This is a genomic window from Sphingobium cupriresistens, from assembly GCF_004152865.1.
Classification (GTDB): domain Bacteria; phylum Pseudomonadota; class Alphaproteobacteria; order Sphingomonadales; family Sphingomonadaceae; genus Sphingobium; species Sphingobium cupriresistens.
In genome coordinates, this window is sequence record NZ_SEOO01000006.1 from 61,154 (window position 1) to 81,272 (window position 20,119).

18 protein-coding genes are annotated in these 20,119 nt (G+C 64.9%); 13 read left to right on the plus strand and 5 right to left on the minus strand.

Going from position 1 to position 20,119, the window contains the following annotated elements; all coding sequences use genetic code 11:
* The first annotated feature begins 68 nt into the window (after positions 1-68).
* Positions 69-1,715 (plus strand): chaperonin GroEL, encoded by a 1,647-nt coding sequence (groL, locus tag EWH12_RS05370; RefSeq protein WP_066603658.1) that lies wholly within the window; start codon positions 69-71, stop codon positions 1,713-1,715.
* Between the two features lie 166 nt (positions 1,716-1,881).
* Here the strand turns inward: groL and EWH12_RS05375 are convergent, their stop codons facing one another.
* Positions 1,882-2,571, minus strand: coding sequence for a GNAT family N-acetyltransferase (locus tag EWH12_RS05375; protein ID WP_242495958.1), 690 nt, complete (start codon positions 2,569-2,571; stop codon positions 1,882-1,884).
* 61 nt (positions 2,572-2,632) lie between these two features.
* On the opposite strand from EWH12_RS05375, the gene EWH12_RS05380 reads away from it, so the two are divergent.
* Together EWH12_RS05380 and EWH12_RS05385 are read left to right on the plus strand one after the other, a co-directional pair.
* Positions 2,633-3,604, plus strand: coding sequence for a bifunctional helix-turn-helix transcriptional regulator/GNAT family N-acetyltransferase (locus EWH12_RS05380; protein WP_066603656.1), 972 nt, complete (start codon positions 2,633-2,635; stop codon positions 3,602-3,604).
* Between the two features lie 19 nt (positions 3,605-3,623).
* The gene (locus EWH12_RS05385; protein WP_082679070.1) at positions 3,624-5,639 is read left to right on the plus strand and encodes a putative bifunctional diguanylate cyclase/phosphodiesterase; all 2,016 of its coding nucleotides are present in this window, start codon (positions 3,624-3,626) and stop codon (positions 5,637-5,639) included.
* 22 nt (positions 5,640-5,661) lie between these two features.
* On the opposite strand, the gene EWH12_RS05390 is transcribed toward EWH12_RS05385, so the two are convergent.
* Complete coding sequence (locus tag EWH12_RS05390; RefSeq protein WP_129925950.1) at positions 5,662-6,630, minus strand: crotonase/enoyl-CoA hydratase family protein; 969 nt, start codon at positions 6,628-6,630, stop codon at positions 5,662-5,664.
* A gap of 238 nt (positions 6,631-6,868) precedes the next feature.
* On the opposite strand from EWH12_RS05390, the gene EWH12_RS05395 reads away from it, so the two are divergent.
* Positions 6,869-7,048 carry a hypothetical protein gene (locus EWH12_RS05395; protein ID WP_066603643.1) on the plus strand — a complete coding sequence of 60 codons (180 nt, stop codon included), beginning with the start codon at positions 6,869-6,871 and terminating at the stop codon, positions 7,046-7,048.
* A 79-nt stretch (positions 7,049-7,127) separates the two neighbouring features.
* Complete coding sequence (gene tgt / locus EWH12_RS05400; protein ID WP_066603640.1) at positions 7,128-8,258, plus strand: tRNA guanosine(34) transglycosylase Tgt; 1,131 nt, start codon at positions 7,128-7,130, stop codon at positions 8,256-8,258.
* Positions 8,259-8,264: 6 nt separating this feature from the next.
* On the opposite strand, the gene EWH12_RS05405 is transcribed toward tgt, so the two are convergent.
* The gene (locus EWH12_RS05405) at positions 8,265-9,812 is read right to left on the minus strand and encodes a sensor histidine kinase (protein WP_242495960.1); all 1,548 of its coding nucleotides are present in this window, start codon (positions 9,810-9,812) and stop codon (positions 8,265-8,267) included.
* 43 nt (positions 9,813-9,855) lie between these two features.
* Positions 9,856-10,110, minus strand: a complete 255-nt coding sequence (locus EWH12_RS22615; RefSeq protein ID WP_066603633.1) for a NepR family anti-sigma factor — start codon at positions 10,108-10,110, stop codon at positions 9,856-9,858.
* A gap of 276 nt (positions 10,111-10,386) precedes the next feature.
* On the opposite strand from EWH12_RS22615, the gene EWH12_RS05415 reads away from it, so the two are divergent.
* The 8 genes from EWH12_RS05415 to EWH12_RS05445 all read left to right on the plus strand — a co-directional run bounded on the left by EWH12_RS05415 (position 10,387) and on the right by EWH12_RS05445 (position 19,584).
* Positions 10,387-11,175, plus strand: a complete 789-nt coding sequence (locus EWH12_RS05415; RefSeq protein WP_066603631.1) for a response regulator — start codon at positions 10,387-10,389, stop codon at positions 11,173-11,175.
* A gap of 75 nt (positions 11,176-11,250) precedes the next feature.
* The gene (locus tag EWH12_RS22880) at positions 11,251-11,382 is read left to right on the plus strand and encodes a regulator (protein WP_066603629.1); all 132 of its coding nucleotides are present in this window, start codon (positions 11,251-11,253) and stop codon (positions 11,380-11,382) included.
* Between the two features lie 117 nt (positions 11,383-11,499).
* Positions 11,500-12,144, plus strand: coding sequence for a sigma-70 family RNA polymerase sigma factor (locus EWH12_RS05420; RefSeq protein WP_066603625.1), 645 nt, complete (start codon positions 11,500-11,502; stop codon positions 12,142-12,144).
* Between the two features lie 52 nt (positions 12,145-12,196).
* Entirely contained in the window at positions 12,197-12,460 is a 264-nt protein-coding gene (locus EWH12_RS05425) for a hypothetical protein (RefSeq protein WP_066603623.1), read from the plus strand.
* Positions 12,461-12,700: 240 nt separating this feature from the next.
* The gene (locus tag EWH12_RS05430; protein WP_066603619.1) at positions 12,701-14,089 is read left to right on the plus strand and encodes a TIGR03013 family XrtA/PEP-CTERM system glycosyltransferase; all 1,389 of its coding nucleotides are present in this window, start codon (positions 12,701-12,703) and stop codon (positions 14,087-14,089) included.
* A gap of 13 nt (positions 14,090-14,102) precedes the next feature.
* The gene (prsK, locus tag EWH12_RS05435) at positions 14,103-16,175 is read left to right on the plus strand and encodes an XrtA/PEP-CTERM system histidine kinase PrsK (protein ID WP_129925951.1); all 2,073 of its coding nucleotides are present in this window, start codon (positions 14,103-14,105) and stop codon (positions 16,173-16,175) included.
* A complete protein-coding gene (gene prsR / locus EWH12_RS05440; protein ID WP_129925952.1) occupies positions 16,175-17,539 on the plus strand; it encodes a PEP-CTERM-box response regulator transcription factor in 1,365 nt (454 codons plus the stop codon). Before prsK ends, prsR begins: the two co-directional genes overlap by 1 nt.
* 5 nt (positions 17,540-17,544) lie before the next feature.
* Positions 17,545-19,584: a tetratricopeptide repeat protein gene (locus EWH12_RS05445; RefSeq protein WP_129925953.1), complete on the plus strand. Its 2,040-nt coding sequence runs from the start codon at positions 17,545-17,547 to the stop codon at positions 19,582-19,584.
* Between the two features lie 143 nt (positions 19,585-19,727).
* Here the strand turns inward: EWH12_RS05445 and EWH12_RS05450 are convergent, their stop codons facing one another.
* Entirely contained in the window at positions 19,728-20,072 is a 345-nt protein-coding gene (locus tag EWH12_RS05450) for a GntR family transcriptional regulator (protein WP_129925954.1), read from the minus strand.
* Positions 20,073-20,119: the final 47 nt, after the last annotated feature.

A 20,119-nucleotide genomic window follows, 5' to 3' on the forward strand; every position in this document is an offset into this window, starting at 1 on the left:
CGGAAATTCATGCCCTGTAACGGTGTGAACTTCGCAAATTTTGCAATTCTTAAAGAAGGTGAAAGATCATGGCAGCGAAGGACGTAAAGTTTTCGCGTGACGCTCGTGAGCGCATCCTGCGCGGCGTCGACATCCTGGCCGACGCGGTCAAGGTGACCCTGGGGCCGAAGGGCCGCAACGTCGTCATCGACAAGAGCTTCGGCGCGCCCCGCATCACCAAGGACGGCGTCAGCGTCGCCAAGGAAATCGAACTGAAGGACAAGTTCGAGAATATGGGCGCCCAGATGGTCCGCGAAGTCGCTTCGAAGACCAACGACATCGCCGGTGACGGCACCACCACCGCGACCGTGCTGGCCCAGGCCATCGTGCGCGAGGGCATGAAGTCGGTTGCCGCCGGCATGAACCCGATGGACCTGAAGCGCGGCATCGACCTCGCCGTCATCAAGGTCGTCGAGGACATCAAGGCGCGTTCGAAGCCGGTTTCGGGTTCGGCCGAAGTCGCCCAGGTCGGCATCATCTCCGCCAATGGCGATCGTGAAGTCGGCGAGAAGATCGCCGAAGCGATGGAAAAGGTCGGCAAGGAAGGCGTCATCACCGTGGAAGAGGCCAAGGGTCTCGACTTCGAGCTGGATGTCGTCGAAGGTATGCAGTTCGACCGCGGCTACCTGTCGCCCTACTTCATCACCAACCCGGAAAAGATGTCGGTCGAACTGGCTGACCCGTACATCCTGATCCACGAAAAGAAGTTGTCGAACCTGCAGTCGATCCTTCCCATCCTGGAAGCCGTCGTTCAGTCGGGCCGTCCGCTTCTGATCATCGCAGAAGACATCGAAGGCGAAGCGCTGGCGACCCTGGTCGTCAACAAGCTGCGCGGTGGCCTGAAGGTCGCTGCGGTCAAGGCGCCTGGCTTCGGCGACCGCCGCAAGGCTATGCTGGAAGACATCGCGGTCCTGACCAAGGGCGAAGTGATCTCCGAAGATCTGGGCATCAAGCTTGAGTCCGTCACGCTGGGTATGCTGGGCACCGCCAAGCGCGTCACCATCGACAAGGACAACACCGTCATCGTCGATGGCGCTGGCGACCATGACTCGATCAAGGGCCGCACCGAGCAGATCCGTCAGCAGATCGAGCACACCAGCTCGGACTATGACCGTGAAAAGCTGCAGGAGCGTCTGGCCAAGCTGGCTGGCGGCGTGGCCGTCATCAAGGTCGGCGGCGCGACGGAAGTCGAAGTCAAGGAGCGCAAGGATCGCGTCGACGACGCTCTCCATGCAACCCGCGCCGCTGTCGAAGAAGGCATCGTCCCCGGTGGCGGTACGGCTTTGCTGTACGCGACCAAGGCGCTCAATGGCCTGACGGGCGTCAATGACGACCAGACCCGCGGCATCGACATCGTCCGCAAGTCGCTCACCGCTCTGGTGCGCCAGATCGCCAGCAATGCGGGCCATGACGGCGCCGTCGTGTCGGGCAAGCTGCTTGACCAGGACGACACCTCGTTCGGCTTCAATGCATCGACCGACGTGTATGAAAACCTGGTCGCGGCCGGCGTGATCGACCCCACCAAGGTCGTCCGCACCGCGCTGCAGAACGCTGCCTCGGTCGCCGGCCTGCTCATCACGACGGAAGCCGCCGTGTCCGAACTGCCCGCCGACGACAAGGCGCCGATGGGTATGCCCGGCGGTGGCATGGGCGGCATGGGCGGCATGGACTTCTAAAGCGATCGTCGCAGGCGGGGCTTGCCTCGCCTGCGGTTCGATCGCGGGAACGAAGTTTCCGGCTTTCCTGACGCAAAAGAAGGGGCTGGTGGAGCGATCCACCGGCCCTTGTCTTTTGGATGGCGACCTTGACGGGATCGCCTGCGATCCGATCCGCTGCCCGCCGTTATCGCGTCACCACCATCATCGGCAGTTCCGCCCGCACTTCGAACCCCAGCGTGCGGTAGAGCGCGATCGTGCGGTCGTGCGCGGCATAGGCGTGGAGGAAGGGGGTTTCGCCCCGGTCCAGCATCGCCTGGGCGACGATCCGCATCAGCGCGCCGGCCAGCCCGCGGCCGCGCCAGTCGGGATGGGTGCAGACCCCGCTGACTTCGGTGAAGCCCGGCAGCGCCATCCGCTCGCCGGCCATCGCGATCAGTTGGCCCTTGTCGTGCACGCCGATGAAGCGGCCCAGCCTGTGCGTCAGGGGCGCGAACGGTCCCGGCCTGGTGAGCAGGGCGAGGGCGCGCATATCCGCGGCATTGCTTTCGTCCAATGTCACCCAGGCGGGCGGGGCGGACGAGGAGGACGTGATCGAGGTGGCGACCATTTGCGCCAGCTTTGCAGTGCGTTGCACGGTGACGCCCGGCGGCGGGGTCACCGCATCGGGGCCGACCAGCCAGAGTTCGCCGCCCTCCGGCGCGAGCGTCGCAAGCGCCGCCCGGCTGGCCGCGCTGTCGTCCGCTGCCGCACCGAAAGGGCCATAGAGCGGGTCGATCCGGCGGGCGCGGGCGTCGCCCTGCGCCAGCGCGGACCAGCCGGTCGACAGGCTGTGCCAGACGGGATGATCGAGCGGGTGAGACAGGGAGTTGGACACCAGTGGAGACTTTCGATTATTAGTTGACGTTGTCAACTATCATGGCTTAGCCTGTGTCGCAATGACCGATGATCGCACCCCCGCCGATATCTCCCCCACACGCCCCGCGCCTGAAACCGTGGCGGCGCTGCGCGCCTTCAACCGTTTTCACACCCGGTTCGCGGGCGTGTTGCAGCCCAGCTATATGGACAGCGGCATGGGCGTGACGGCGGCAAGGCTGCTTTACGAGATCGCGCAGGGGCAAGCGGGCGTACTGGCCAGCAGCCTGCGCGAGCGTATGGGACTGGACGCCGGCCACGCCAGTCGGATCATCGCCGGCTTCGAAAAGCGCGGATGGATCGCGCGGGGGCGAGGGAGCGACGCGCGGCAGCGGCCGATCGCGCTGACCGCGCAAGGGCGAGCGGCCTTTGCGGCGATCGATGCGCGGACACGCGCCGACACCGCCGCGCGGATCGTCGAACTGGACCGGGGGCAGCAGGACGACCTGATGGCGGCCTTGGGTCAGGTTCGCGCGCTGCTGGGCGATCCGATGGCGAGTGAGGAGGCGTCCGGCGGCTGGTCGATCCGTCCCTTCCGCATTGGCGACCTGGCGCTGGTCGCGTCGCGCCAGGCACGACTATATGAAGCGGAATATGGCTGGGGGCGGGCGATGGAGGTGATGCAGGGGGAAATCACCACCGCCTTCCTGCGCGATTTCAAGCCGGGGCGGGAGCAGGCCTGGATCGCCGAGCGCGACGGCGCGATGCTGGGCGCGGTGTTGCTGGCCGACGTCGGCGAGGATGTCGGGCAATTGCGCTTGTTGCATGTTGAGCGCGTCGCCCGCGGCCTGGGCATCGGCCGGGCGCTGATCGATCAGTGCGTCGGCTTCGCCCGCGATGCGGGCTATCGGCAGATGATGTTGTGGACGCAGAATATTCTCACCCAAGCCCGCCGCCTGTATGAATCGGCAGGCTTTCAATTGGTGGAGCGCGAGGCGCATAGTCTTTTCGGCGCCGAAATGACGGGTGAACGCTGGATATTGGCGCTGCATTAACCGAAAAATAAAGGAAGAAATGCGATCACGGGGGCGGGAACCGGAGACCCGCCATTTGCGCCTGCTGAAAACATTGCTGGAACGGCGCAGGGCGCAGGAACCGGGGCAGGACGCCGAGGTGCGGCGGAGCCTGGTCGAATCGCTTTATGCGTCGCCCACATCGCTGACCATCGGCGCGGTCACCGGCGTCGCTGTCGGCATCGTCATCAGCACATTGTCGGCGCCGGGGCCGATCCAGATGGTCGTTTCCGTCCTGTGCCTGGTGGCGACGCTGCGGGTCGTATCCGCCGTATTCTTCCATCGCCAGTTGGTGCGCGGCGCTGCGGTTGCATCGCGCAACTGGGAACTGGCCTATGAACTGGGCGCCTGGGGCTATGCCGGGTTGCTGGGTTTAATGGCCTTCGTCACGCTGATCGGATCGCCTGATCCAGTGACCCATATGTTGAGCGTGTCGATGGCGACCGGCTATGCAGGCGGCATTTCCGGTCGCAATGCGGGGCGCGTCCAGATCGCCATTGGACAGGTGTGCCTGACTCTGTTGCCGACCGCGACGGGGCTGTGGCTGGAAGGATCGACCGGCTATCGCGTATTGTCGGTGGCTATGGTGATGATGGTGCTGGGCCTGGCCGAAATCAGCTCCACTATCCACCGTATCGTCGTTCAGGCGCTGGTCGGCAAGCGCGACAAGTCTTTGCTGGCTGACAAGTTCGAGCGATTGGCGCGGTTCGACAGCCTGACCGGCCTGGAAAACCGCATGGCGATGCAGATGCGCCTGCGCGATATATTCGACACCAACCAAAAGCGGAACGACGCCGTGACCATTCTGTGGATGGATGTCGACCGATTCAAGGAAATCAACGATTCGCTGGGCCATATGGTGGGCGACCAGCTATTGCGTTGCGTTGCGGAACGCCTGAATGACGTGGTGCAGGACCGCGGGCGGATCGCCCGGTTCGGCGGCGACGAATTCGTGGTCATCTGCCCGGACATGGACCGGGTGACCGCAGCGGCGCTGGCGCAGGAGATCATATCCTATTTCGCCCATGGTTTCGACCTGAGCGACAATCACCTCTCCGTCACCGCCTCCATCGGTTACGCCGTCGCGCCGCAGGACGGGCGCGACATGGACGAATTGATGCAACATGCCGACCTGGCGCTGTATGAAGCCAAGCGGGAGGGGCGCAATCGCGCCGCCAGCTTCAACTGGTCGCTGAAGGAGCGGTTCAACCGCGTTCACGAGATCGAGACGGGTCTGCGGCGGGCGCTGGACGGCGGCGAATTGAAGCTGCTGTTCCAGCCGATCGTCAATCTGGACGGCGGGCATATCGACGCCTGCGAAGCGTTGCTGCGCTGGGACCATCCGGTGCTGGGGCCGATCCCGCCATCCGAATTCATCCCGATCGCCGAGGGCATGGGCATGATCGAGGCGATGACCGGATGGGTGTTGCGCAACGCCTGCGCCGCGGCGGTGTCCTGGCCGGGCGACGTCCGCATCGCGATCAATATCTCGCCGGCCTCGCTCAAATGTTCCGAACTACCCGGCAATGTCATCGCGGCGCTGCTGGAGACGGGGCTGCCGGCGCGCAGGCTGGAGTTGGAGGTCACCGAATCGATCTTCCTCGACAATAGCGGGCAGACCAATGCGATCCTGCGCGAATTGCAGCGGATCGGGTTGCGGCTGGCGCTGGACGATTTCGGCACCGGCTACAGCGCGCTGTCCTATTTGCGCTCCTACCGGTTCGACACGCTGAAGATCGACCAGAGTTTCATGGCAGGGGTGAGCGCCAATGCCGAGGATCGCGCCATCGTACGCGCGATCGGCAATCTGGCCCGCGACCTCAGCATGGACACGGTCGCCGAAGGGATCGAGACGCCCGACCAGTTGGCGCACGCGCGCGAAGCGGGCTTCACCAATGTCCAGGGCTATTTGTTCAGTCGCCCGGTGCCGCGCGAGCGGATAGTCGAACTGATCGCGGCCGGTCCGCTGGACGGCAGCGAACGACCCGATCCGGTGCCGCGCCGACGCCGCGCCTGAACGCGCGGCGTGCGTCATCCCATCAGCGCAACCGCGTTTGCGCTGCGGCAAGCCGGCGCATCATCCGCAAGTCGCGGTCCGACAACGCCAGCGCGGTGTCGGTCCAGGTTTCGACGATGTCGATCAATTCCTCCAGCGTCATCGGATTGACCCGGCGGCCCGCCCGGTTGATGCCGACATAACCGGCATGATGGGCGCTATGGTCCTTGATCCACTGGGCGGTCGCCGCTTCGCCTTCGCCGGTATCGACCACCTGCGTCACGATGCCCATCTCGCACATTTCGTCGGCGGTATAGATATGACCCTCGGTCAGCATCTGCCGCGCCAGCACCGGGCCGACCCGGCGTGAGAGAATCGAATAGGCGCCCATGCCGGGGAACAGGCCGAACAGCACTTCGGGCAGGCCGAAGCGCGCCTGTCGTTCGGCGATGATGACGTCGAAACACATCAGCGCTTCCAGCCCGCCACCCAGCGCATCGCCCTGGGCCAGGCCGATATTGATGATGTTCATGTCGTTGCAATGCCAGATGCGATCGACGATCTCGCAGCAGGCGACGCCATATTTCAGCAGCGTCTCCCGATCGCGGCGCTGGATGCATTCGGCGAACATCTCCAGATCGCCGCCCAGGTTGAAAACGCCGGGAAAGCGCGAACCCAGCACCATGAATTTAAGCGGGCCGTCCTGGCCGCGGCCGTCCGCGCCGCCGAATACGCGGCGGCTTTCGCGTTGCCAGGCCATGGTGTCGCGAATCAGGCCCATATTGCTGTTGGGCCGTTCAAGCGGCGTCATGAACGCCCAAAGTGTCGCAAGGTCCGCGTCCCAGCGCACGTCGATCTGCCCCAGATCGAACAGGGTGGACTGGCGGAATGCGGCGTCGAGCGCACTTTCCGTAGCGGCGAGCGGCGGATGGTCGCCACTGTCTGAAACATAGTCGTCCGACGCATGTTCAGCTTCGTCTCTGGTGGGATTAAACCGTCCTGAATCAATCATCTGCGACCCCGTTTTTCTATATTGCATGAAAAGATCAGGCTGGACGGCACCATGCAATCGGGCGGTCATTCATTGACAGTGCGTTAACCATTTTTGCCCCTAACTGTTGCAAGGAGGTCGCCCCAAACCGCCGGGAACTGACGTCGATGTGGCGCGAATGCCACAAAAGCCCTTGCCGACCAGCAGCAAGATTGGACGATCAGGGCTTTGTTAACCTTTGTTAATTAGCCTGATGGGTATGAACAGCGCGCGTCCAGCCACCCCTTGCGTCACACTGGCCCTGCATGATGCGGACGGTACGCCATGGCCATTGCGCCTGTCGGCAGACTGCCTGCGCTTCATCGGTCCCTATCGGCGAGTCGAAGGCTTCAACATTGACGCGATGGCGCTGTTCGACGGGGTCCGCAAGGCGGGCTGATCCGGCTGGATCGCCGATCCCGGCACCGATCCCTGCACCGATCCTTGTGCGCGCGGCCGTTCGCTCTTAAGGCGCGGCGATGACCAAGCCTCGTTTTTCTTTCGCCATCAGCGCCACCGACGGCAAGGCCCGGACCGGCGCGATCCAGATGCGCCGCGGCGAAATCCGCACCCCCGCCTTCATGCCCGTGGGCACCGCCGCGACCGTCAAGGCGATGCGCCCGGCCGAGGTACGCGCGACCGGCGCGGACATCATCCTGGGCAACACCTACCATCTGATGCTGCGTCCCGGCGCCGAGCGCATGGCGCGGCTGGGCGGGCTGCATGGCTTCATGGGCTGGGACCGGCCAATCTTGACCGACAGCGGCGGCTATCAGGTGATGAGCCTGTCCGCATTGACCAAGATGAGCGAAGAGGGGGTCGCCTTTTCCAGCCATATCGATGGGTCGAAGCATATGCTGACGCCGGAGCGATCGATGGAAATCCAGCGGTTGCTGGACAGCGACATCGTCATGGCGTTCGACGAATGTACGAAGAATGGGTGCACCCATGACGAGGCGGGCCGGTCGATGGAGCGGTCGATGCGCTGGGCCAAGCGGTCGCGCGAAGGCTTCGACGCGGGCGGCGACCATGCCGAGCGGGCCGCGTTGTTTGGCATCCAGCAGGGATCGCTAGACGAGGGACTGCGCCGTATTTCGGCCGAAAAGCTGATCGAGATCGGTTTCGACGGCTATGCCGTGGGCGGGCTGGCGGTGGGCGAGGGGCAGGAGGCGATGTTCGCCACGCTCGATTTCGCGCCCGCCATGCTGCCGCAGGACAAGCCGCGCTACCTGATGGGGGTGGGCAAGCCCGACGACATCGTCGGCGCGGTGGAGCGCGGCATCGACATGTTCGATTGCGTGCTGCCGACGCGATCGGGCCGCAACGGTCAGGCTTTCACCTGGGCCGGGCCGCTCAACATCCGCAACGCCAAATTCAACGAGGATATAGGGCCGATCGATCCGCGGTGCGGCTGTCCGGTGTGCGCGACCTGGAGCCGCGCCTACCTGCATCATTTGGTGAAAGCGGGCGAGATGCTGGGGGCGATGTTGATGACCCAGCATAATATTCATTTCTACCAGGAATTGATGCAAGGGCTGCGCGACAACATCGCGGCCGGCACGCTGTCCCGCTTCACCGCCGATTTTCGCCGCGATTACCAGCGGGTCTGAGCGGAATCAGGGCATGACGGTGATGGTGATGGCGTAGCTTCCCGCTTCGCCGTCATAATCCAGCGGCGCGCGCAGCTGGCGCGACAGGCCGGTCAGGACGCGGCCATAGCGTTCGTCCAGCCGGCTGGCCATCGCTTCGGACGCCTTCAGACCCGGCGATCGCACCATCAGTCGGGCGCGATCGTCGCGGTCCTGCTCCACTTGCACAGCGATCTGCATCTTCGATTGAGGCGCAAGCATCATTGCCAGTTCGACCAGTTCGGTCAACAGGAAGGCGATCGGCACGGCCACATCCTGGCTGATGTGTAGATTGTCACTGTCGATCTGGATCGCGAAGCGGCGCGCGGCGGCAGGCGCGGTGCCGCGCAGGCTGGCCGACAATTCGCTGATGAGCGGGCGGACGCCGACGCCGCGATTTTCCTCCAACTCCGCAAAATGATTGCGGTGAACGACCGACAGCGCGTCGACCCGGCGCTGGATCGAAGCATAGGCCTCGACCGCTTCGGCGTCATGGGCGGATCGCGCGTGCAAGTTGATGAGGCTGGCGATGATCTGGAGGTTGTTCTTGACGCGGTGATGGACTTCGCGGGTCAACTTGCGCTGGGTTTCCAGGCTTTCGGAAATCTCCGCCTCATGGGTGGCGACGTCCATGCTGATTTCATGGAAGGTTTCGCCGAGCGCCACGATCTCCTGCGCAGGCGTGCGGATGCGCTGCAAGGGTTGCAGCACTTCGCCCGGCTGATAGTCCGCCACCACCCGGCGCAAGAGCACCAGCGGGCGAATGAGCAGGCGGTTGACCACGAACCAGCCGATCGCCGCAGCGGCGAACCACATCACCATTGGCAGGAACAGAGAGAGCATCCGCGCCAGCGTGGCGGGCGGTTCGCGCACCGTCATGGTCAGCAATATGTCGGGCGGGTCGAGCCGGGCGGACAGGCTGTTGCTATGGCCGTCTATGTCGGCGCCCGGACGGCTGACGATCAATTGCCTGGCGCCCTGGCGCAGGCTGAGCATGCGGTTTTGCAGCGCAGTGGCGGGATCGGCGATGCTTTCGAGATGCCCGCGCGAATAATAAGACAGCGCGACCAGTCGGCCGTTGCCGCTGCGCACGCGGCTGACCAGATGGGTCGGCAGCAATTGCGCCATCGGCCGGGCGAAGCGATCGGCGGGCGCTATGCCGGCCGGTTCGGGTTCGGGCGAATTGCACAAGCGGTTGCCCGCGCGATCGTAGATATAGAAATGGCCGCCTTCGGCATCATGGGACGTCAGGAAGAAGGCGAGACGCCGGCACATGCCTTTGTCCGCGGCATTATTGGCCAGGGCGTTGACGACGAGTTCGAGCGCGGTGCGGTCCGATTGCAGATCGGCCGTCAGCTTGCGCGCGCTTTGCGTCACCGCGACGCGCAGCAACGCTTCCTTTTCCAGGTCGGCGGTGCGGATGGCCTGAAGCGATGCGACAAGCGCGATCAGACCCAGCGGCAACAGGGCCAACGTCAGGATGAGGAACATCTTGACGCCGGTCGAGCGGAGAAATTGCAGCAGAGGCTCAACCATGGAGCGGGCTGCCGGAGGAAGGCTGCCCCCGATCATCTGTGCGTCAGTCCAATTTGCTCAGCAGGTCCAGCATTTCGGACGGAATATCCTCATCCACGGCGCGCTGGTACACGGTGCGCAGAGCCTGGGAGACATGCGCGTCCTCCTTGTCCGCGGGCGGCGGATTTTTCTGCTTAGCGGCGGAACCCGTCATCTTTGCTTTCCGGGTTGCGGCGTCGGCACTTTTGTCGTCATCGGCCACGCCCCGCTCTGTCGTTGAAGAAACCAAAATCAGCCCCTCTACAGCCATTTCCGCCATGTCGGCACGCCCGTTTCGCGGGTTTGCGTCATGACGTCAATTCGCACAATCATGCAATTCATGGGAAATTCACGATATCGTCTAAAAAACCATGTGGGTGCGAAACAAATCCGGTTGTCGATGGTTCCGCCCATCGAAGCATTTTTTACGCTGCGCAACTTTGCACGGCGATGGGGCGGCGGGGGGTTGTCATCCTGACATGGACATTCCATCCTTCCACCATGTTCCCATGCTTCGGGACAATGTGGCCCTGACGGGCAGGGAGAAGACTTGACGATGTCGCTTGGACAGCAACTACACCCCCACCTTCCGTTCCTGCGGCGCTATGCGCGGGCGTTGACCGGCAGCCAGAATCACGGCGACGCCTATGTCCGCGCCGCGCTGGAAGCGATCGTCGCCGCGCCGGAAGAATTCCCCAGCGACGTCGATCCGCGTCTTGGCCTCTACAAGACTTTTCACGCCATCTGGTCGTCCGCACATCTGGAAGATGTGCCGGTGAGCGGGAGCGGTCGCGAGGCGATCGCCCAGGCGCGCCTGGCCCGACTGACGCCCCTGCCGCGCCAGGCGCTGTTGCTGACCGCGCTCGAAGGCTTCACCGTCGATGACGTATCCTATCTGATCGATATGGACAGCAGCGATGTGGAGGCGCTGGTCGAGGAAGCGTTGAGCGAGATCGAGGCGCAGACCCGCGCCAAGGTGCTGATCATCGAGGATGAGCCGATCATCGCGATGGATATCGAAACCATCGTCCGCGATCTGGGCCATGATGTGACCGCGATAGCGGTGACGCGCGAGGATGCGGTGCGCGAAGCGCTGGCCGATCGTCCCGGCCTGGTGCTGGCCGACATCCAACTGGCCGACGACAGCAGCGGCATCGATGCGGTCAAAGACATATTGGCCGAATTTTCGGTGCCGGTGATCTTCATCACCGCCTTTCCCGAACGGCTGCTGACCGGCGAGCGGCCCGAACCAACCTTCCTCATCACCAAGCCGTTCCAGCGATCGACGGTCAAGGCTGCGATTTCGCAGGCTCTATTCTTTGACGAGGCGACTGCCCCCGCCTGAAGGCGGTGACCAGAAAGTCACGGAACCCCGATCGGTGCGCTGCGTTAATGATGCGTAACGATCGGGAGATCCGTCATGGTCGAGCAGGAACAGCATATCGCCACCGATGATGCGCGCGCTGGCGCCACGCCCCATGTGGTGCGTTATGTGCTCGCCATTTCGCTGGCGTTGGCAGTTGTCGCCATGCTGCTGGTGATCTGGCGATAGGGCGGTATGCGGAAGGTTGGTCTTTGGCGGTGATCGGTTTAGGGTACGGATATATATATGGCTTTGACGACGTCGGTTCATGCGGCGAGTGCGGTTTCGGGCACGGGGGTTGTTCCCATGGATGATGACGTTGGCGAAATCAGCGGGATCGAGGAGCGCGCCGCGCTGTCCGATTCGGATTTCAAGCGAGAATTGGCGGCCGTCATTCCGCATCTTCGCGCGTTTGGCCGGTCGCTGTCGGGCAATCGCGATCTGGCCGACGACCTAGTGCAGGAAACGCTGTTGAAGGCTTGGGCGGCGCGCAATCGCTTCCAGGCCGGCACGAATATGCGCGCCTGGACCTTCATCATATTGCGCAACCATTATCTCTCGCAGATGCGCCGTTCGCGCTTCCGCGGCGATTGGGACGATCTGACCGCCGATCGCATTCTGGCGGCGCCGGCCGGTCAGGACAAGCATGTCGAATTATCCGACATGCAGCGCGCCCTGCTGCAACTGCCCCAGCCGCAGCGCGAAGCGCTGATCCTGGTCGGGGCGGGCGGATTCGCCTATGAAGAAGCCGCAGAAATCTGCGGTGTGGCGGTCGGTACGATCAAGAGCCGCGTCGCGCGCGGCCGTGCTGCGCTGGAACAAATATTGGAAAGCGGCGACCTGCCTTCTCGCCGGACACAGGAAACGACCGAAACCGCCGTGCTCGACGAGATCATGGAGGATGTCGATCGCCTGAGCCGCGGTCGCCCGAACCATGACGGGCATAAATGACCGGAACGATCCTGTCGTCCCGTCCGTTCTTCCTGAACATAGGAGACGGATCATGGGTGACATGCCCTCCGGCCGGGAGGAAGACCGGCCACCGCCGATAACGACTGTCGAAAGATCAGGCGGGAGCAGCGTGGTGTTTGCTCTGGTGGCGTTGGCGCTGATCCTGGCCATCGGCTTTTTCTACATGACGAACGAACGGCGCGGCGACCGCCAGGCCGACAAGGTGACCCAGGCCGCTGGATCAGTGGACGATGCCGCGCGCGTCGTGGGTGATGCCGCCAAGAATGCGGCGGACACGCTGCGCGACGGAAATTAGCTTTGGCCTGCGATCCGGTCCGTCCATGATCTTCGACGGGTCTTGTATAACCACTTTATCTAGCGACAGCGTTCCGCGGCTTCACCCGCGTTGATCGGCTACGACTGCGTGCGCGATTCAGTATTTCTTTGCCATTTTGAGGCAGGGTGCGCCCACTGTCGGATTATCTTACAGGCATCGTAAGGAAATTCGCTCCCGAAAAGGCGCGCCATCGCGGCGGCCAGCAGGATATGCGCGACGATGATCAGGCTGTTCAAACATTATGTGCCGCATGCGGTGCTGTTGCTGGGGCTGCTCGATTTTGTGCTGTTGCTGTGCGCGGCAGAGGGCGGATGGATATTGCGCGCGCGTCAGATCGGTATGGACGTCGATCATGTGATGACGCGGATCGGGCCGTTGCTGAGCTTCGCCTTCGCGATTCAGACCGGGATGATCGCGGTCGGCGTCTATGGTGTCGAAGCGCTGCAATCGATCCGGTTCGCCTTCGCGCGGCTGCTGGTCGCGGTGTCGCTGGGCGTCATTTTCCTGTCGGTGATCTATTTCTTGATGCCCGGCATGACGCTGTGGCGGTCCAACTCGCTCTACGCCATGGGCCTGGCCATGGCCTTGTTGGTCGCGGTTCGGCTGTTGCTGGGGTCGATGCTGGGCGGCGAGGCGTTCAAGCGGCGGCTGGTCGTGCTGGGCGCGGGCAACCGCGCCAACCGGATCAAGGAATTGGAGCAGAAGCGCGGAGCGGGTTTCCTGGTGGTGGGTTTCATCGCCATGAATGACGGGCCGCAGGTGATCCCCGAAGCGATCAACCGCGACGCTATTTTCAACCTGTCCGATTTCGTCGTGCGGCTGAACGCCAGCGAAGTCGTGCTGGCGCTGGAGGAACGGCGTAACGCCATTCCCATGTCCGACCTGTTGCGGATCAAGACGACCGGGGTACATGTCAACGACCTGTCGAGCTTTCTTGAGCGGGAGACGGGGCGGGTCGACCTGGCCAGCGTCAATCCCAGTTGGCTGATCTTTTCCGACGGCTTTTCCGCCGGCCGCCGCCTGTCGAGCATCGCCAAGCGGTTGTTCGATATCATCGCCAGCCTGATCCTGCTGACGCTGACCGGCCCGATCATCCTGCTCGCCGCAATCCTGGTGAAGTTGGATAGCAAGGGGCCGGCTTTCTACCGCCAGCAGCGCGTCGGCCTGTTCGGCCAGGAATTCTGGATCGTAAAACTGCGCACGATGCGGCTGGACGCGGAAGTCAACGGCCAGGCGGTGTGGGCGGAAAAGGACGATCCGCGCATCACGCGGCTGGGCTATTGGCTGCGCAAGCTGCGCATTGATGAACTGCCGCAGACCTGGACGGTGCTCAAAGGCGAGATGAGCTTTGTCGGCCCCCGTCCCGAACGGCGCCAGTTCGTCGAGGATCTGGAACAGCATCTGCGCTATTATGCCGAACGGCATATGGTGAAGCCCGGCATCACCGGCTGGGCGCAGATCAACTATCCCTATGGCGCGTCGATCGAGGACAGCCGGCACAAGCTGGAATATGATCTCTATTACGCCAAAAATTACACGCCCTTCCTGGACCTGCTGATCCTGATCCAGACGTTGCGGGTCGTGCTGTGGCCCGACGGCGCGCGCTGAGGCGATAGCGGCGATGGGCGCGCTCCTGCAATTTGTCGGCGATTGGGGCCATGCGCTGGCGGCCGTGTTGTTCGCCGCGCTGGGGATTTTCCTGCTGCGCCGCCGCGACGAGGCGCCCGAACCGCGCCTGCTGTCGGCCGCGTTGCTGCTGACATCCTGCTGGGCGCTCTATGTGTCGTTCGGCGGCGTGTCCAAGCCGCTGTCGGGGATCGGCGAAAGCATCCGCAATGCCGCATGGCTGCTGGCGATGTTCGTCATGCTGCGGCGCGGGCCAGTGGGCCGCGCCGCGCCGGCCGTCGCCATCAGCGCCGTCTATGCCGCGGTCGCGGGGTTGATCCTGCTCCAGACCTTCACCGACCTCGCCTGGCGGCAATTGTCGCCGGCCAGCGACCTGCATCACGCGCTCGTCACCTGCTCGCTGATCCTGCGGATGATGACCGCGATCGGCAGCCTGCTGCTGGTGCATCAGCTTTACACCGCCTGGCCATCGCGTGAGCGGGGCGGGGTGGCGCTGCTGCTCGGCGCGCTGGCGGCGATGTGGACCTATGATCTGAACCTCTATGTGATCTGCTATTTCGCGCCGCATCGGGTGAGCGAACTCTACGCATTGCGCGGCCTTCTGATGGCGCTGCTGGCGCCGGTGATCGCGGTGGGTATGCGCAAGGGTATGGCGGGGCGGCTGCAATTGTCGCGGGCCATCACTTTCCAGTCGCTCTCTATCGTCGCGGTCGGCCTCTATGTCGTTGTGCTGACCGCCGCCGCCGTGCTGATCGAGTTGATCGCCGGCCCCTATGCGCGGGTGGTGGAGATCGCCGCGGTATTCTTCGCCGCGGTCACCGCGCTGGTGCTGCTGCCATCGCCACAGGTCCGCGCGCTGTGGAAGGTGCAGGTCGCCAAGCATTTCTTCCAGCATCGCTATGATTATCGCACCGAATGGATGCGCTTTGGCGACACGATCGGCCGCCCCGGCGAGGATGCCGCGCCGCTGGGCGGCCGGGTGGCCAAGGCGATGGCGGACATCACCGATTCGCCTGCCGCTATCCTGATGCTGCGCGACGAGCGGGACGCCCTATCGTTCGAGACGCATTGGAACTGGACCGGCGACCTGGCGCAAGTCGATGCGGTCGCGCCGGCCACGGTGGTGCAAATCGAGAAGAGCGGCTGGATCGTCGATCTGGCGCGGCTGAAGAGCGGCGACGGCGCGCTGATATTGCCTGGCTGGATGACGCAGGATCGCCGCGCCTGGGCGCTGGTGCCGTTGATCCATTATGGCCGGCTGATCGGCGCGCTGCTGCTGGCGCGCCCGCCGATCGACCGGCGGCTGGACTGGGAGGATTTCGACATGCTGCGCGCCGCCGGGCGGCAGGCCGCGACCCATATCAGCGAGGCGCAGGGCCAGCAGGCGCTGGACGACGCGCAGCGGTTCGAGGAATTCAACCGTCGCTTCGCCTTCATCATCCATGACGTCAAGAATCTGGTCAGCCAGTTGTCGCTATTGTCGCGCAATGCCGAACGCCATGCCGACAACCCGGAATTTCGCGCCGACATGGTGCTGACGCTCAAGGAATCGGTGGGCAAGATGAACGACATGCTCGCCCGCCTGTCGCAGCATAATAAGGGCCGGGCCGAAGAGCCGCGGCCGATGGCGCTGATCGACCTGTTGCAGCAGGTCGCCCGCGCCCGCGCGCGCCTGCATCCCGTGCATGTCGCGGGCGATGCGCCGCTGGCGCTGGCCGATCCGGCGCGGGTCGAGCAGATCATCACCCACCTGCTGCAAAATGCGATCGACGCCAGCGCGCCCGACAGCCCCGTCGAGTTGCGCCTGTCCGCCGATGGCGGCGAGGCGGTGGTCGAGATCGTCGATCGGGGCAAGGGCATGAGCGCCGAATATGTCCGCCGCGACCTGTTCAAGCCCTTTTCCTCCAGCAAGGCGGCGGGCTTTGGCCTGGGCGCGTTCGAGGCGCGATCCCTGGCGCTGGCCATGGGCGGGCGGATCGAGGTGGAGAGCAAGCCCGGCGCGGGCAGCCGTTTCACGCTTCGCCTGCCGCTGGCGCCCCGAACAGACAGACAAGAAAAGGCCGCCTGATGAGCGACACCCGTCCCAAATTGCTGATTGTGGAGGATGATCCGGGCCTTCAGCGCCAACTCCGCTGGGCCTATGAGGATTATCAGCTGTTCATCGCCGGTGATCGGCAGGAAGCGATCGAGATGCTCCGGGCGGAAACGCCCGATGTCGTCACGCTGGACCTGGGCCTGCCGCCAGACCCGGACGGCACCAGCGAAGGCTTTGCGACGCTGGCGGAGATGCTCAAGATCAAGCCGGACACGAAGATCATCGTCGCGTCCGGCCATGGCGCGCGCGAAAGCGCACTGGATGCGATTTCCGGCGGCGCTTACGACTTCTACCAGAAGCCGGTCGATATCGACGAACTGGGCCTGATCGTCCGCCGCGCCTTCCACGTCCATGCGCTGGAGCGGGAGAATGCCCGGCTGGCCGAAACCGCGCCGGAAGATGGTCGGGTGCTGGGCCGCCTCATTTCGGGCGCGCCGGAGATGATGAAGGTGGCCCGCACGATCGAGCGGGTGGCGGCGGCGGAGGTGTCGGTGCTGTTGCTGGGCGCGAGCGGGACCGGCAAGGAATTGCTGGCGCAGGGGTTGCATGACGCCAGTCCGCGCCGCGGCGGGGCGTTCGTGGCGATCAATTGCGCGGCGATCCCGGAGACGTTGCTCGAATCCGAACTGTTCGGCCATGAGAAGGGCGCGTTCACCGGCGCGATCAAGACGACGCCCGGCAAGATCGAGCAGGCGCAGGGCGGGACATTGTTTCTGGACGAAGTGGGCGACATTCCGTTGGCGTTGCAGGTCAAGCTGCTGCGCTTCCTGCAGGAGCGGGTGATCGAACGGATCGGCGGACGCCAGCCGATCGCGGTCGATACCCGGATCGTGTGCGCGACCCACCAGAATCTGGAGCAGATGATTGCGGCGGGTACGTTCCGCGAGGATTTATTCTATCGCCTGGCCGAGATCGTCGTGCGCATCCCCGCGCTCAAGGACCGGGCGGGCGACCCCGCCTTGCTGGCCCGCCATTTTCTCACCCGCTTCGCGCGCGACATGAACCCGCAGGTGAAGGGGCTGGCCCCCGATGCACTGGCGGCGCTCGACGCCTGGGGGTGGCCGGGCAATGTGCGCGAGCTGGAAAATCGCATCAAGCGCGCGGTCATCATGGCCGACGGGAAGCTGATAACCGCCGCCGACCTCGATCTGGACGACGAGCGCGCCGAGGGCGGCGACCTCGTCAACCTGAAGGCGGCGCGCGAAATGGCCGATCGTCGCGCCATCCGCCGCGCCATTGCGCGGACCGACGGCAATATCTCCGGCGCAGCCAAGATGCTGGGGATCAGCCGCCCGACGCTGTACGATCTGCTCAAACAATATCAGATCCAGGGCTAATCGCGATGCGCCGGTCCCGCCTGATCATCCTGGCCTTGTTGGTCCTGCTGCTGCTTGCAGGCGCAGGCCTTTGGCAATGGCGCGCGCGTGAGCGCGACGGCAGCGCCGCCCTGACGCGCGGTCTGGCCGCACTCGACAAGGGCGACGCGCGCACCGCGCGGATCGAGTTGATGAACGCGATCAAGGGCAATCCGCGTTCCGCTGCGGCCCACGAGGCGCAGGCACGGACGCTCGCCGAACTGGGCGACGGCGTGGGCGCGCAGGCGGCGGTGCAACGCGCCCGCGCACTGGGGGCGCCGCCGGGGCAGACGCGCGCGGTGATGGCGCAGGCCCTGTTGCTGCAAGGCGATCTGGACGGCGCGCGGCGGGAAGCGCGGGCGGCGGATCTGCCGGTCGCATCCGCCGTGCCGGCCGCGCGGGTCGTGGCGCGCGCCGCATTGGCGCAGGGGGATTTGGGCGGCGCGCGCGTGGCGCTGGAGCAAGCGCTGGCGGCTGCGCCCCGCGATCCCGACAATTGGGTCGAACTGGGCCGTTTGCGCATCCTGTCCGGGGATCAGGCCGGCGCGATCGCCGCGGCCGACCGGGCGGTGGCGCTGGCTCCGTCCGATGCGAAGGCGCTGACGCTGCGCGGCGAATTGGTCCGCGCGCAATATGGCCTGACTGCATCGCTGCCCTGGTTCGAACGGGCGCTGGCCGCCAATCCCGATTCGGTATCGACGCTGGAGCAATATGCCGCGACGCTGGCGGATGCCGGGCAGGCGAGTGCGATGCTGAGCCTGACCCGTCGCCTGATTGCGATCGATCCGTCCAATCCGCGCGCCTGGATGATGCAAGCGGTGATGGCGGCACGGGCAGGGGAGGGCGATCTCGCGCGCACGCTACTGGGGCGAACGCAGGGGCGGCTGGACGGCGAACCGGCGACCCGGCTGCTGCGTGGCGTGCTGCAATTGCAGGATGGCAATCCGGTCCTGGCTGCCGATGCGCTTGGCCCGCTGGTCGCGGCGCAGCCGGACAATCGCAGCGCGCGCACGCTGCTGGCGCGGGCTTATTATAGTAATGGCGACTTTGCGTCCGCCGCCTCCACCCTGGCCCCGATGGTGGCGCAGCGCGACGCCGATCCCTATGTGCTGACGCTCGCCGCGCGCGCGCAGGAAGCGTTGGGCAACCGAGCGATGGCGGACGACATGCTGGCGCGGGCCAACTGGCCGGTGCGGGCGTCGGCGGACGTCTTCGCCAGCGCAGCGGATGGCGAACTGGCGAACGGGCCTGCGCCCGGCAGCGCCGCCACAGCGCGCGATAACGTGCCCTATATCCGCGCGCTGCTCAGCACCGGGCGGACGGGTGACGCGGTGGCGCGGGCGCGCCTGCTGAGCCGGGCCAATCCCGGCGCGCCCGACGCCTGGCTGATCCTGGGTGATACGCTGGGCGCGGACGGTGCTCCGCAGGAGGCGGTGCGCGCTTATGAGGCGGCGGCCAATATCCGCTTCGACCGCGCCGTCGCGCTGCGGCTGGCGGCGGCGTGGGGGCGGGTCGGCAACCCGGCGCGCGCCGGGCGGATCGTGCAGCTATTCCTGACGCAAAATCCCAATGATGTGGAGGCGCAGCGCCTGGCCGCGGGCATCGCGATACAGGCGCAGGATTGGCGTGGCGCGCTGCGGATGTTGCGCGCGGTGCAGGCGCAGGTCGGCGAGAATGACGCGGTGTTGATGGCGGACCTGGCCCGCGCGGCGCTGGAAAGCGGCGATCGCGCGAGTGCGCGCGCCTATGCGGCGCATGGCTATCGGTTGATGCCGGGCAATCCGCTGACCGCCGACATGTTCGGCTGGGTGCTGATGAAGACCGGCGAGAAGGGGCCGGTGGTGATCGACCTGCTGGAAAAGGCGGTGGCGCTGGCGCCGCAGGCGCCTGCGCTCCAGATGCATTTGGGGCAGGCTTATGCCGCTGCGGGGCGCAAGGGGGAGGCGAAGCTGGCGCTGGGCCGGGCGGCGGCGAAGCGGGGCTTTGCGGGGAGGCAGGATGCGTTGGACGCGCTGGCCGCGCTGTAGAAGAATATCCGTTCGGGTTGAGCCTGTCGAAGCCCCGTTTTTCTTCACCGTCGAAAGACAGGAATAGCCCCTTCGACTGCCCGCCTGCGGCAGGCGCTCAGGACAGACTTCGACAGGCTCAGGGCGAACGGATGTAGGCTTATTTACGCCTTCGCCAGATCCAGATCGTCCAGCCGGATGCCCAGCCGCTTGATCTGCGCCGCGACCGGGGGCCAGACGCTGTCGAGGAAGCGTTCGCGTTCGGCTTCGCGCAGGCGGCGGGTCGCGCCGTCGGCGACGAACATGCCGACGCCGCGCTTCACCACCACCAGCCCGTCATCCTGAAAGCTTTGATAGGCCTTGGCCACGGTCAGCGGGTTGGCCCCCTGCGTCGCGGCGAAAGCGCGCACCGATGGCAGCAGGTCGCCGTCGGAAAATTCCCCATCCAGAATGGAGGCGGCGATGATCTCACGCAGGCGGAGATAGACGGGTTTGGATTCGTCGGCCATAGTGCATCAGTGCCATAATACAGCCATGCGGGTCAATTGACATGCTC